The following is a 13,717-nucleotide window of genomic DNA, read 5'->3' as shown; positions in this document are numbered from 1 at the left end:
CCTGGCACGGAGCCTCGGGCCTCGTCTCCGGGGCCCCGGGCACGCGGCCTCGGGGTGGTCAGAGGAGCCGGAAGGTGAGCGTCACGCGGAGGATGACCGCCACCGGCCTTGCGCCGATGCGCGCGGGGACGTAGCGCCAGCGCGAGACGGTTTCGATGGCGGCCCGGTCGAGGAACGGGCCTACCCCCTTCTCGATCGCCACGTCGACGACCCGTCCGCTGGCGTCGATCGTCGCGGAGAGGACGACGGCTCCTTCCATGCGGAGGATGCGGGCGGGATCGGGATAGCGGGGCGAAGGCGTGTCGAGGGGAACCGGCAGGACGATGTCGGGACGGTGCCCTCCGCCGCGGACGTCGATCGGCCCGACCCCGGGACCGTCGGGAGATTCCTCTCCGGGCTTGGTTCCCCGTCCCTCGTCGATGCCGCCCGGGATCCCCACGACGCTGACGTCGTCCGCTGGCTCGAAGGCCGGCGCGGGCGGGAGGTCCTCCATGATGTCGTGCGGCTGGACCGTGGCCGCTGCGCGCGCCGCGTGCGTCGCGGCGGCGGGACGCGAAAGGCCGCCGCCTCCCGCGGAGGCGCGCCGCGGCGTCTCGGGCTCGGGCTCTCGCAGGTCGACGGGCTTCACGTCGTGAGGGATGGCGAGGACGGGCTGGGTGACGACCCACACCTCTCCCTGCCAGCCGGGAGCGATCGGGAAAGCGAGCAGCGGAACGAATCCGAAGGCGGAGGCCGCCAGGGCGTGGATGCCGATCGAAGCCAGGAGCGCGGGCTGGTGGCGTTCGGGGGGCGTTGCGAGCTGGAGCATCGTCGTCCTCCTCCGTCGTTTGGGGTTGAGACCCCGTACGTCGCCGGAAGTTCCCCTGCGCTTCGGCTATCGTGAGACGGTCATGGAGCTGAGCCTCACCACGCCCGCGCTCCTCTTTCCCGCGGTATCGCTCCTCCTTCTCGCCTACACGAACCGCTTCCTCGCGCTCGCCTCGCTCGTGAGGAGCCTCCACACCCGCCACCGCGAGCATCCCGACCCGCTCATCCCGAAGCAGATCGACAACCTGAGGTACCGGATTCACCTCATCCGGAACATGCAGGCGGCGGGCGTCTCGAGCCTGCTCGTCTGCGTCCTCTGCATGTTCGTCCTCTTTTTCGGCAAGGTCGCTCTCGGGAAGGCGCTCTTCGCGGGGAGTCTCTTCCTGATGATCGTGTCGCTGGCGCTCTCGGTGAGGGAGATCCAGGTCTCCGTGAAGGCGCTCGACCTGCACCTTCTCGACCTCGAGGAGCGGCCCTGATCTCGAACCGGATCCTCACCCGGCCCTTCGTCCTCCTGGTCGCCGCGACGGCGGTCCTCTTCTTCGGGTTCTACTTCCTGATCCCCGTCCTGCCGCCCTACGCGGCGGCGCGTGGGGCGTCGAAGAGCGAGGTGGGAATCGTCATCGGCCTCGCGTCGATCGCCGCGGTGGCGACGAGGCTCTTCTCGGCGCGCGCGATCGACCGGCAAGGCCGGCGGCCGTTCGCCCTCGGCGGGCTCGCCCTCTTCGCGACGGCCACGGCGCTCCTCCCGCTCGCCGCCTCCCTCGCTTCGCTTCTGGCGCTGCGGGCGGTGCAGGGGGTTGGCTGGGGGCTCGCGACGACGGCGATCGCCTCGCTCGTCGCCGACCTCGCTCCGGCCGCGCGCCGCGGTGAGGCGATCGGCATCTGGGGCATGGCGCCGACGGTGGCCATGGCGATCGGACCGGCCGCGGGAGGGGGACTGTCGCGGATCGGCGGCGCGCCGGCTGCTTTCTTCGGTACGGCCCTGCTCTTCGTCGTCGCCCTGGGCCTGGTGCTCCCTGTCACCGAGCCGCCTCACCCAGAGACCACATCGAGGAAGATGAGCCTTCCGCGTGGCGCCCTGCTTCCCTGCGGCGTTCTCTTCCTCTCCTCGCTTTCTTACGGCGCGATCATCGCGTTCGTCCCGGTGGAGCTCGGCTCCGGGCCGGGCCGGACGGGGGCCTATTTCGGTGTCTACGCCGTCTCCATTCTCGTCGTGCGGCCATTCGCCGGACGTCTTTCCGACCGGCACGGGCGCCGCGCCGTCGTCGTTCCGGGACTTCTCGTCGGGGCCGCGGGCGTCGCCCTGACGGGCCTGGCACGGGGGCCTCTCTCGCTCGGGGTGGCGGCGGCCCTTTACGGTATCGGCATCTCGGGACTGTCGTTCCCGGCCCTGACGGCCTGGACGGTGGACCGCTCGGGAGAGGCGCGTGGCGCCGCGATGGCCGCCTTCTACGGTTCCTACGACCTGGCGATCGCCCTCGGCGCCTTCGCGTTCGGGCCGGTCTACGAGCGATTCGGCTTCGCGGCCGTGAACCTCGCAGGGGCCGCTGGGATCGTCGCGGCGGCGGTCCTGGCCGGTGCCTTCTCGCGAGGTCCTTCGGATCCGGCTACGGGAACCGGGAATCCGGGACCCCTCTCGGCACGTTAGGTCGATTGATGAACGTCTCCTCTCTCGCCCTCCTCTTCGGCGGCCTCCTCGTCCTCACCGGCGTCGGCGGCTACGCCGCGTACCAGACCCCCACCGCCCTGATCCCGGTCGGGTTCGGCGTCCTGCTCGGAATCTGCGGCCTCGTGGCCCGGAAGGAGCACCTGCGCCGGCACGCCATGCACGCGGCGGCGGCCGTGGCGCTCCTCGGCTTCATTCCGTCCGTGTCGGGGCTCCTCGGGATCCCGGCCCTTCTCGCAGGCGAGGCGGCCCGGCCGGCGGCCGTTGTCCTCCGAAGCGCGATGGCGCTCCTCTGTGCCGGTTTCCTCGTCGTGGCGGTCCGGTCGTTCATCGCCGCGCGCCGGGCCCGGGCGGCCTGAGGGTCGGCAAGGCTTCCGTACCCGTTCGCTCCACCGGCGGGCTCGGCGGCGCTGTCCCGGCCCTAGAATGGCCGGGAGGCGCTCCTTGTCCATTTCTCACCCGAGTCATCTCGGCCCGTACGAGATCGTCGGCTTCGTCGGCGCCGGCGGGATGGGGGAGGTCTACCGGGCTCGCGACCGCAGGCTGTCGCGGGAGGTGGCGGTCAAGGTCCTCCCGAAGGACGTCCTGCGCGACTCGGACGGTTTCGCCCGCTTCGTGGAAGAGGCCCGGGCCGCCTCCGCGCTGAACCATCCCGGGATCGTCACGATCCACGACTACGGCGAAGAGGACGGCCAGCCCTACATCGTCATGGAGCTCGTCGCGGGCGAGAGCCTGAGGCAACGCCTGGTTCACGGCCCGCTCTCGTCGAGGGAGACCGCGGCCCTGGGCGCCCAGATCGCCGAAGCGCTCGCGGCCGCCCACGAGAGGGGCATCGTCCACCGCGACCTCAAGCCCGCGAACGTCGTCGTCACCCCCGAGGGGCGCGCGAAGGTCCTCGATTTCGGCCTCGCGCGGCGTTCTCCACCCCGCGCCTCGAAGCCGGAGGACACGGTCGCCACCCGAATGAAGGAGACCGCCGCGGGACTCGTCGTCGGAACCGTCGACTACATGTCGCCGGAGCAGGTCCGGGGAGAAGCGGTGGACGGACGGTCCGACATCTTCGCGCTCGGAACCGTCCTCTTCGAGCTCCTCTCGGGAAGTCCCCCATTCTCCCGTGCGACGCCTGCCGACACGATGGTCGCGGTCCTGACGGACGAGCCGCCCGATCTCTCGGGGAACGTCCCGCCGGTCGCTCCCGGCCTCGAGCGGCTCGTGCGGCGGTGCCTCGAGAAGACGCCGGCGCTGAGGTTCCAGTCGGCGCGCGACGTCGCGTTCGCCCTCGAGGCGGTCGCGGCGGCGAGCGTTCCCCGGACGACCGCGGCCGAACGACGGGTCGTTCCTGCCCGTCAAAGGGGCCGGGTCGCCGTCGTCGCGGGCGCCGTAACGGGCGGCCTCGCGTTGGCCGCGGCCCTTTTCGGCGCAGGCTGGCGATCGGGCCGCGCGGACGCTCCGACCGGGCCGCCCGGGATGACCCGGCTGACGTTTTCCCGCGGGAGCATCCGATCCGCCCGTTTCGCGCCGGACGGCAAGACCGTCGTCTTCGGGGCCGCCTGGGACGGCGCCCCGATCCGCCTCTTCGTCGCGCAGCCGGGAAGCCCCGAGCCGCAGCGGGCCGAGCTGCCCGACGCGGACGTCCTCTCGGTCTCGCCGTCGGGAGAGATGGCTCTCTCCGTCGGCCGCGCCTTCCGATCGCTCTTCGACGCCTCCGGAACCCTCGCCAGGGCACCCATCGGAGGCCGCGCCCCGCGCGACATCCTCGAGGCGGTCCGCGAGGCCGACTGGGCCCCCGACGGCGAGACGCTCGCCGTCGTGAGGGACGTCGACGGCAAGACGCGGCTCGAGATGCCGATCGGCAAGGTCCTCTTCGTGACGGACGGGTGGGTCTCGCACCCGCGCGTGTCGCGCGACGGAACCAGGGTTGCGTTCGTCCACCACCCGCTCCGCTGGGACGACCGGGGCTCCGTGACGGTCCTCCGCGGCGGTGAGCCGCCCGTCACGCTGGGCGGAACCTGGCAGAGCGTCGGGGGCCTCGCGTGGTCTCCCTCGGGGACGGAGATCTGGTACTCGGCGGCGCCGGCGGGTGCGGGCCGGGAACTGCGCGCCGTCGACCTCTCGGGCCGCGACCGCGCCCTCCTTCGCGTCTCGGGGAACCTGACGCTGCACGACGTCTCGAAGGAGGGCCGCGTCCTCGTTTCGGACGACAAGTGGCGGCGCCGGGTCTTCTATCGCGCCGCCGGGGCCGTCCGTGACGTGGAGCTCTCGTGGCTCGACTGGACCTACCCGCGAGGGATCTCGGCCGACTGGTCGCGCCTCCTCTTCGACGAGCTCGGAGACGGGGGCGGGCGCGACTACGCGATCTACATCCGGTCGACCGACGGCGGCCCGGCGACACGACTCGGCCGGGGCAATGCGCTCGCGCTCTCGCCGGACGGGAAGTGGGCTCTCTCGGCGACCCTCGACACGCCGGCCAAGCTCGTGCTCCTTCCCACCGGCGCCGGCTCGCCGAAAGCCCTCCTCTCGGGCGCGCTCGACCACCGCGTGGCGAGCTGGCTGCCCGACGGCAGGGGCATCGTCTTCGGCGGGGGCGAACCCGGCGCGCCCGCCCGGCTCTACACCCAGGACCTGGGTGCCGGCTCTCCCCGACCGGTGAGCCCGGAGGGAATCGTCTTCGCGGCGGGCGCGACGTTCCCCGTATCGCCGGACGGCCGATTCGTCCTGACGTCTCGGGTCGACGGCACCACGTGGGTCCAGCCGCTCGACGGCGAGCCGGCGTCGGGAATCTCGGGGCTGCTTCCCGGCGAACGGGTCGTGGGCTGGGCGGAGGGCGGCGCGCTCTTCGTCGTCTCCTCCTCGGCCCTGCTCGCCCGGCTCTTCCGCCTGGACCCGGCGACGGGCGCTCGCAAGCCTGCGGCCGAGATCTGGCCCGCGGACCCGGCGGGGGTCGTCGCGGTCGGCCCGATCCTCGTCCGCCCCGACGGCAAAGCCATCATCTACGGCTGCCCTCAGATCCTCTCCGACCTCTACCTCGTCGAGGGGCTCCGGTAGGAGCCGTGAGCCGGTCCGCTCATTCGGGCCCCGAATCGGTGTAGCGTTGATGGCGTGAGGCTCGCGAGCGCGGCCCTCGAGACTCCGGTCGGGCGGCTCCTCGCCGTCGTCTGGGACGGGCGCCTCTGCACGCTCACGTTCGACGCCGACGCGCCGTCCACCCGCAAGCACCTCCTCGCCCGGTTCGGGACCGACCTCTTTCCCGAGCAGCGCGATCCGGGAGGCGTCCTCTCGCGCCTGCGCGCCTACTTCCGCGGCGACCTCGAGGCGGTCGACGCGATCGAGATCGACCTCGCCGGGACGCCGTTCCAGGAGAAGGTCTGGGCCGAGCTCAGACGGATCCGCCCCGGGTCGACGCGCGCCTACGGCGACGTGGCCGCAGCGATCGGCGAGCCGAAGGCCCTCAGGGCCGTCGGGATGGCCGCGGCGCTCAACCCCGCGGTGATCGTGGTCCCGTGCCACCGGGTCCTCGCGCGCGACGGCGGCCTCCACGGCTTCTCCGGCGGGATCGAGCGGAAGCGCTGGCTCCTCGTCCACGAAGGGGCGCTCCTGACCTGAGGCCGGGCGACGGTAGAATCCGTCGCCCGGGCGCGACGCGCCCGCACCCCGGACAGGAGAACGAGAACATGAAGAATCCCCTCTCCACGACGATCGCCGTCCTGGCCCTCGCGGCGTTCGCCGCCGCCCCCGCCTTCGCCGCGACGAAGTACGGGAAGGGCGTCTCCGAAGCGACCCCCGTCAAGCTCTCCGAGCTGATGGCGAAGCCGGACGACTACGTCGGCAAGGTCGTCAAGGTGGAAGGGCTCATCACCGAGGTCTGCCCGAAGCGCGGCTGCTGGATCAACGTCGCCGGCGACAAGGAGTTCCAGACCATCAAGATCAAGGTCGAGGACGGGGTCATCGTCTTCCCGCTCACCGACAAGGGGAAGAAGGTCGTCGCCGAGGGGACCTTCAAGAAGATGGAGCTGACGAAGGAGCAGGCGATCGCGAGGGCGAAGCACGAGGCCGAGGAGAAGGGCACCAAGTGCGACGAGTCCAAGATCACGGGCCCGCAGACCGTCTACCAGATCATGGGTGTCGGCGCCGTCGTCGAGTAGGCCGCGTCCGGCCTTGAACTGGCGCAGGCTCAACAACGTCCTCCACCGCGACCTCGGGTATCTCGCAGCCGGGTTGACGCTCGTCTACGCGATCTCCGGGGTCGCGCTGAATCACCGCGCGGACTGGAACCCCAGCTGGAAGCTCCAGGTCGAGACGCGGACGTTTGCGCCGGTCCCCGTCTCCGACCGCGACACGATGACGGCGGCCCTCGTCGAGCGTCTCGCGCTTCCCGGGCCGCCGAAGTCGGCGTTCCGCTCCGCCCCGCATCTCGTCGAGCTCTTCTACGAGGGGTGGAGCGTGAAGGCCGACGCGACGGCGGGGACCGCGACGATCGAGAAGCCCCGCGGCCGCTTCGCGCTGCGCGAGATGAACTTCCTCCACCTGAACGAGCCGAAGGGGCTCTGGACGTGGGCGGCCGACGTCTACGCCGTGATCCTCGGGTTCCTCGCCATCTCGGGTCTCTTCGTCCTCAAGGGGAAGAACGGTCTCTCGGGACGGGGCAAGTGGCTCGCCGGCCTCGGGGTCGTCCTTCCGATCCTCGCGCTCTTCTTCCTCCTCTGGCGGCCCGGTGACTCGGGGCCGCGGGGCGAGGGGGAGGGGCGGGGTGGCGGGCGGGCCCGTGGTCAGGCCGCCGGCCCGTCGCCGGACCGCGCGAGCGCCTCCTCCACCGCCGCCGCGGGCTCGACCACGCCCCAGCCCTGACGGTCGACCGGGACGTGGGGGAGACGCCGCGCCGTCGCCACGAGGATCGACTTGATCTCGTGCGGGCGCAGGGCCGGGCTCGCCTCGAGCATCTGCGCCGCGAGGGAGGAGACGATCGGCGCGGCGAAGCTCGTCCCGTCGACGTGCTTGTAGGCGCCGCTGATGACGTTGTTGTCGCTCAGCTTCGCCTGGACGAGCTGCCGGATGAGCGGCGGTGCGAGGTGCCGCGCCGCGTCGAGGGCGGCGTCGACCCCCGCGTGGGCCTCGAGGACGACGTCCAGCTCGTCGTCGCGCGCCGTCGCGAGGTGGGTGTAGAGGCTCGCCTCGGCCGCGGTCGGCGTCCCGGGGAGGATCGGTGCGGCGAGCCAGATGGCGGGTGCGATGACCTCCGGCTTCTGGAGGCCGTCGATCGTCGGGCCGTAGCTGCCGTGGTAGATGTCGTGGCCTGCCCGGTGCAGCCGGTTCTTGTCGTCCAGTCCTCCCACCGTCAGGACGGAAGGGGCCGAGGCCGGCGGAAGGACCGGATGCCCCGCCGAGAGGCCGAGGTTACCCGCGGCCGCGACGACGAGGACGCCGGCACGGGTCGCCTTCTCGGCGGCCTGCGAGAGTCCGTCGAAGAGGTACGAGGCTTCGTAGTCCCCTCCGCAGGAGACGTTGCAGATCCGGATGCCGTAGCGCTCCCGGTTACGCACGACCCATTCGAGTCCGCGACGGATGTTCTCGTGCGTGATCCGCCGCGCCGTGCCCACCTTCACGAGGACGACGTTCGCCTCGGAGGCGAGTCCCCGGTAGAGGCCGCCCGAGAGCGTGCCGTTCCCGCACGCGACGACGGAGGTCATCATCCCGTGCCAGCTCGACTCGTCGGGCCGGAGGATGCGCGGGTAGGCGGCGCGGGGGTCGGTGACGTCGACGTACCGGAGGACACGGTTGCGCGGCTCCACGAGGTCGGGGTGGGCGTAGAAACCCGAATCGAGGAAGGCGATCGTGACGCCCTGCCCGCGGAAGCGGTCGTCCGCGCCGAGCCGGAGCGGTGTCGGGAGGATCGGCCCGCCTTCGGGCGGCGGGGCGCTGGTCGGGCCGGGGAAGGTTCTCTCGGGCACGGGCCCGCGACGCTAGCCGTCCACGGCCGCTCCGTCAATCGCCGGTGATAGAGTTTCTGCGAGAGTCCGTCGGTTTTCATTCCGGCCGGCCACCGGATGCGGGAGGGAAGATGCCTCAGCACTTCCGCGCCGTTGCGCTCGACTACGACGGGACCCTCACTTCGACGGGACGCCTCGACGACACGATCCTGAACGCCCTGCGGACGTTGCGCGAGGAGCGGCTCAAGCTCGTCCTCGTCACGGGGAGGATTCCGTGGGAGCTCCTCGAGCTCTGCCCTCACGCCGAGGAGCTCTTCGACCGGATCGTCTGGGAGAACGGCGCGGTCGTCTGGGGAGTCCGGGGTGCGCGGGTCCTGGCCCCGCCGGTCCCGGCCGAGCTGGAGGAGGCGCTGGCGCGCCGCGGGGTCTCCCTGCGGCGCGGGCAGGCGATCCTGGCAGGGCACGCGCGGGACGCCTTCGCCGCGCTCGAGGAGATCGGCCGGCTCGGGCTCGAGGTCCAGGTCGTGAGGAACCGGCAGGAGCTGATGCTCGTTCCCGCGGGGGTCTCGAAAGGGACCGGCCTCTTCGACGCGCTCGGCGACCTCGGCATCTCGCGGCACTCGACGCTGGCGGTGGGCGACGCCGAGAACGACCACTCCCTCCTCGCGGCCTGCGAGCTGGGCATTGCGGTGGCCGACGCGGTCCCTTCGCTCAAGGAGGCCGCCGACGTCGTCCTTTCCCAGGCCGGAAGCGCGGGCGTGGCGCGTTTCCTCCTCGGCCCCGCGGTTCTGAGCGACGAGACGCCGGAGCCGAGGCGCTTCCAGGCCGTGCTCGGGACCTGCGAGGACGGCTCGGCCGCGAAGATCCCGGCCTCGGGGGTCAACGTCCTCGTGACGGGCGGGACGATGTCGGGGAAGTCGCACCTGACGGGGCTCTTCGCCGAGAGGCTCCTCGGCCTCGGCTACTCGCTCTGCGTCCTCGACCCGGAGGGGGACCACGTCTCCCTCGGCAGGCTGCGCGGAGTCCTCGCGGTGGGCGGGAACGAACCGCTCCCGGGGCCGGAGCAGCTCCCACGCCTCATCGAGCACCGGTTCGGGAGCGTCGTCGTGGACCTCTCGTTCCTCGACGCCCACGAGAAGATGGCCTATTCCCGGGCCGCGCTCGAGGAGCTCTCGGCCCTCTGGAACGACACGGGCCTGCCGCACTGGCTCTTCGTCGACGAGGCCCAGATGGCGCTGAACCTCGCGCACGAGCGGGTGGAGGGCTTCGACCCGCGCCGGCCCGGGACGTGCCTGACGACGTGGCTGCCCGAGCACCTCCCCGCCGAGGTCCTCGAGACGCTCGACGTCGTCCTCGACCTCGGCACCGAGGAGACCCCGAGCCTGCCGCCCTGGGCCGCGTCCGGCGGGGTCCGGCCCGCATCGGGCCAGGCCCTCCTCTCGCGTCGCGGAGGTCGTGGGCCGCGGCCGTTCACCGTGGCGCGCAGAGCCAGCCCCCATGCCCGCCATCTCCACAAGTACAGCGCGAAGGCGCTTCCACTTCCGCAGCACTTCTATTTCCGGTCGGGAGCGGACGAGACGGGGCGTTCCGCGGCAAACGTGGAGGAGTTCCACCGCGAGATCCGGAGAGCGGAGGGACGCGTCGTGAGGCACCACGCCCTCCACGGCGACTTCTCCCGGTGGATCGCCGACGTCCTCAGGGACGAGGTCCTCGCCGAGGCCGTTCGCAAGGGCGAGAGGGCGCTACGCCACAGGGCCTCGGCGTATGAGATCGAATCGCTGAGGACCGGAGTCCTCGCCGCGATCCAGGACCGTTACCAGGGCTAGGAATAGCCGCTCGCGAGGCTAAACTCCCGGGATGATCGACGCGCACGCACGCCGCGACCTCATCTCGCAGTGGGCCTTTGATTCCCGCCCCGTCCTCGGCCGGTTCCACCTCTGGCTGGAGGACGTCGAGGAGCGGCGCGTCGCGGGGGAGCCCGCGCAGGATCTGTCGTTCGTCGGTACGGGCCTCGAGAGGTGCCTGGTGATGACGGCCGCCGTCACGGCGCTCGGGACGCGGCTCTTCGGCCGGTGGGGCGAGGGGAAGGGGCTCGACGCCCAGCAGACGAACCACGTGAAGAAGGACGCCGACGCCGTGTCGGCCTACGCCATGAGCGAGGGGCTCTGGTACCTCACGCGGTCGCTGCCGGAGAACCACGCGATCATGGTCTGCCTCGGGGAAGGCCTGATGCCGAAGGGGGGCGAGACGCCCGACATGGGCTCGAACCCGCTCCTCGGTTTCGGCCGCGTCTACGCCCGCCCGTCGGTCGCGAAGTGGCTCGACGCGCGTGTGCACCGCTTCATCAACGACCCCACGTACGACTGGAAGAAGTTCTGGACCGAGCTCGTCGCCTCGCGCATCACAGTGTGGGGAGCGGCCATCGACACGCTCGAGAACACCTCCCGCTTCGCCAAGGGAGCGCTGACGGGACCGACGACCGTCCTCCACCTCTTCGACCAGCCGCTTCGCATCGCCCGTCCCTACGAGGGGTACACGGGGGCGATGACGCTCCCGAAGCAGGTCTTCGAGGCGGCGGCCGACGCCTCCGTCCTCCTCGACTTCCTCGCGCCCCGCCAGCTCGTCATGCAGGCGATCCGGAAGGCCTACCCCGGCATCGAGCCGAAGGACGTCCACGTCTGGACGCTCGCGGGGCCCACGCGCGTCCCGCGGATCGGCAGGCTCTGGGACGAGTGGAAGGCGATCGGCGCGCACCTCGTCGAGGACGGCTGGCCCCTCCCGACCGGGCTCGGCGCCTTCACCGACTCGGGGACCTACGCGCCGACCTTTCTCGTCGGGCCGTTCACCGGCGCCGACGGGAGGCTGCAGCTCTTCATCACCGACGGCTACGCCGCCTCTGCCGAGGCCCTCCAGGCCGCGAGCCTCGACCCGGTCCTGGGGAACCAGACCTCGATGTGCCTGTTCACGTCGAAGTTCGAGATCTCCTACGAGAAGGAGCGTCTCCTCCTCCACCTCGACCCCGCCGCTCCGGACTTCCCAGAGCGGCTCGCCGAGACGCTCGGCCGCGACGTCACCGCGAAGGACTGCCTCGGCTACGCGTCCATCCTCAGCAACGCGCGCGAGGCGGCGATGCCCGTCGGGAAGAAGACGGTCACCGCGGACGACTTCTTCCAGAAGAAGGAGTGGCACGTCCTCTCGCTGATGGGGAGCATGCTCCCCGAGCCGTACACGGGGCTGCCGGGCGTGGAGCAGGTGCAGCAGGGGGTCTATCGCGTCACGACCCGCGCCTCCTCGGACCACGGCATCCTCGACGTGACGCTGACGCTCCGCCTGATGGAGTCGTTCGACCAGACGCGCCTCGTCTTCTCCCCGCTGCTCGACCGCTTCTACCGCGGCCAGGACTGGAAGACGCGCCCGGTGAAGGTCTCCGACTCCGGCCGCATCCGCAACGAGCTCCAGACCCTCGCCTCCGAGGCGCTCGAGTACTTCGGCGAGAACGGCATCCGGGTCCACTTCGACCGGATCGACGACGCCGTCCTGGCGCCCGACAAGAAGGCGCTCATACGGGAAGTGCTGACCTGGTACCGAGAGCACCACCCGACCTGGTTCGGCTGGCTGGAGATGGTGTGAGGGGACCGGAGCCCACATGGCGCTGATACCGGTCGAGCTCCCCTGGACGAAGACCGAGGTCCTCGAGGGGACGACCGTCGGCGAGCTGCTCGACGCCGGCCCGACGCAAGACCTCGACGTCGTCGCCGCCTGTCTCAACAACCGCGTCGTCGCCCTCGACTTCCCGGTCGAGTGCCCGAGCCGCGTCGAGCCCGTCGGCGCCACCTCCCGCGAGGGCGAGGAGGTCGTTCGGCGCACCGCCACCCTCCTCCTCCACGGCATCGCCCGGAAGCTCTTTCCCCAGGCGCGCCTCCACGTCGGGCAGAGCCTCAGGGGGGGCTACCACTACGGCGTTTCGGGGGCGCACCCGCCCCTGCCCGAGCTCGCCGCCGCGCTCGACGCGGCGTTCCACCGCGAGGCGGACGCCGGCCGGCAGGTCGTCCGGCAGGAAGTCTCGATCGACGCCGCCCTCCACCTCTTCGAGCAGGAGGGGGAGACGCTCAAGGTGCGCCTGCTGCGCGTCTGGCCGTCGCACCGCGTTCCGCTCGTCTCGTGCCTCGGGTTCACCGACATCCGGCACGGCCCCTACGCCCTCTCGGTCCGCTGCTGCCGGAGCTTCCACGTCGAGGCCTACGCCCAGGGCCTCCTCCTCGTCTTCGACGGCCAGCCCGCAGAGCCGGCCGGGGTGAGGGAAGAGGGGCAGGTCCTCTTCAACGCCTACACCGAGACGAAGCGCTGGAACGAGCTGATCGGCGTCGGGACGGTCCCCGACCTGAACGACCTCTGCCTCGGCGACCGGATCAAGCACGTCATCCAGATCGCCGAGGGGCAGCACGAGAAGAAGATCGCCGAGCTGGCCGACCGGATCGCGGCCCGGCGCGACGAGCTCCGTGTCGTCTGCATCGCGGGCCCCTCGTCTTCCGGCAAGACGACCTTCGTCAAGCGCCTCTCCATCCAGCTCGAGGTGAACGGCATCACGCCGCGGACCCTCTCGCTCGACGACTATTACGTCGACCGCGAGAAGACGCCGCTCGACGAGGAGGGAGACCTCGACTTCGAGGCCCTCGAGGCGATCGACCTGCCGCTCTTCCTGCCGCACCTGAAGGACCTCGTGGACGGGCGCGAGGTCCTGACGCCCGTCTACGACTTCCGCGTCGGGCAGAGGAAGGCCGAGGCCGACTGGCGGCTGAGGCAGCTGGGCCGGAACGAGGTCCTCCTCATCGAGGGGATCCACGCGCTCAACCCTCGCCTGACCGAGACGGTCGCGGAGAACCAGAAGTTCCGGATCTTCATCAACGCCCTGACGCAGCTCTGCATCGACGACCACAACCGGATCAGGACGAGCGACGCACGGCTCCTGCGCCGCATCGTCCGAGACCGGAAGTACCGCAACTACTCCGCCGCGACGACGATCCTGCGCTGGCCGAAGGTGCGCGCGGGGGAGGAGAAGCACATCTTCCCGTTCCAGGAGCACTGCAACGCGATGTTCAACTCGGCCCTCGCCTACGAGACGGCCGTCCTGAAGAGCTTCGCCTACCGCTACCTCCTCGAGATCCCGCCCGACTCGCCGGCCCAGGCCAAGGGGTACCAGCTGCGCCGCTTCTTCGAGCTCTTCGTCCCCGTCTGGCCCGACAGCGTCCCCGCCACGAGCATCCTCAGGGAGTTCATCGGGGGGAGCGGCTTCTCGTACAAGTAGGGCCCGCCAGGC

The 13,717-nt window shown here is 71.3% G+C and carries 12 protein-coding genes; 10 read left to right on the top strand and 2 right to left on the bottom strand.

What is annotated here, in order from left to right; translation table 11 throughout:
- Positions 1-58: 58 nt before the first annotated feature.
- Positions 59-808: an energy transducer TonB gene (locus IPN03_20410; GenBank protein ID MBK9376012.1), complete on the bottom strand. Its 750-nt coding sequence runs from the start codon at positions 806-808 to the stop codon at positions 59-61.
- Positions 809-890: 82 nt separating this feature from the next.
- Between IPN03_20410 and IPN03_20405 the strand changes: the two genes are divergently transcribed.
- The 7 genes from IPN03_20405 to IPN03_20375 all read left to right on the top strand — a co-directional run bounded on the left by IPN03_20405 (position 891) and on the right by IPN03_20375 (position 7,321).
- Positions 891-1,286 (top strand): DUF2721 domain-containing protein, encoded by a 396-nt coding sequence (locus IPN03_20405; protein ID MBK9376011.1) that lies wholly within the window; start codon positions 891-893, stop codon positions 1,284-1,286.
- Positions 1,287-1,417: 131 nt separating this feature from the next.
- Positions 1,418-2,458 carry an MFS transporter gene (locus IPN03_20400; protein MBK9376010.1) on the top strand — a complete coding sequence of 347 codons (1,041 nt, stop codon included), beginning with the start codon at positions 1,418-1,420 and terminating at the stop codon, positions 2,456-2,458.
- 8 nt (positions 2,459-2,466) lie between these two features.
- Positions 2,467-2,835, top strand: coding sequence for a hypothetical protein (locus tag IPN03_20395; GenBank protein MBK9376009.1), 369 nt, complete (start codon positions 2,467-2,469; stop codon positions 2,833-2,835).
- Between the two features lie 85 nt (positions 2,836-2,920).
- The gene (locus IPN03_20390; protein MBK9376008.1) at positions 2,921-5,521 is read left to right on the top strand and encodes a serine/threonine-protein kinase; all 2,601 of its coding nucleotides are present in this window, start codon (positions 2,921-2,923) and stop codon (positions 5,519-5,521) included.
- Positions 5,522-5,575: 54 nt separating this feature from the next.
- Positions 5,576-6,079 (top strand): methylated-DNA--[protein]-cysteine S-methyltransferase, encoded by a 504-nt coding sequence (locus IPN03_20385; GenBank protein MBK9376007.1) that lies wholly within the window; start codon positions 5,576-5,578, stop codon positions 6,077-6,079.
- 68 nt (positions 6,080-6,147) lie between these two features.
- Positions 6,148-6,618 carry a DUF4920 domain-containing protein gene (locus tag IPN03_20380; protein ID MBK9376006.1) on the top strand — a complete coding sequence of 157 codons (471 nt, stop codon included), beginning with the start codon at positions 6,148-6,150 and terminating at the stop codon, positions 6,616-6,618.
- Between the two features lie 13 nt (positions 6,619-6,631).
- On the top strand, positions 6,632-7,321 hold the full coding sequence (locus tag IPN03_20375; GenBank protein MBK9376005.1) for a PepSY-associated TM helix domain-containing protein: 690 nt from the start codon (positions 6,632-6,634) through the stop codon (positions 7,319-7,321).
- Here the strand turns inward: IPN03_20375 and IPN03_20370 are convergent.
- Positions 7,243-8,421: a S8 family serine peptidase gene (locus IPN03_20370; GenBank protein MBK9376004.1), complete on the bottom strand. Its 1,179-nt coding sequence runs from the start codon at positions 8,419-8,421 to the stop codon at positions 7,243-7,245. The genes IPN03_20375 and IPN03_20370 overlap by 79 nt on opposite strands.
- A 110-nt stretch (positions 8,422-8,531) precedes the next feature.
- On the opposite strand from IPN03_20370, the gene IPN03_20365 reads away from it, so the two are divergent.
- From IPN03_20365 to IPN03_20355, 3 genes are read left to right on the top strand one after another with little or no spacing between them, the layout of a single operon-like run.
- Entirely contained in the window at positions 8,532-10,226 is a 1,695-nt protein-coding gene (locus IPN03_20365; protein MBK9376003.1) for an HAD-IIB family hydrolase, read from the top strand.
- Positions 10,227-10,257: 31 nt separating this feature from the next.
- Entirely contained in the window at positions 10,258-12,030 is a 1,773-nt protein-coding gene (locus IPN03_20360; protein ID MBK9376002.1) for a hypothetical protein, read from the top strand.
- Between the two features lie 16 nt (positions 12,031-12,046).
- Positions 12,047-13,705, top strand: a complete 1,659-nt coding sequence (locus IPN03_20355; protein MBK9376001.1) for a nucleoside kinase — start codon at positions 12,047-12,049, stop codon at positions 13,703-13,705.
- Positions 13,706-13,717 lie beyond the last annotated feature (12 nt).

The sequence above is a fragment of the Holophagales bacterium genome, from assembly GCA_016719485.1.
Classification (GTDB): Bacteria; Acidobacteriota; Thermoanaerobaculia; order UBA5066; family UBA5066; genus UBA5066.
The sequence above is the reverse complement of the archived record's forward strand: the minus strand, read 5'-3'. Positions and strand labels throughout refer to the sequence as shown.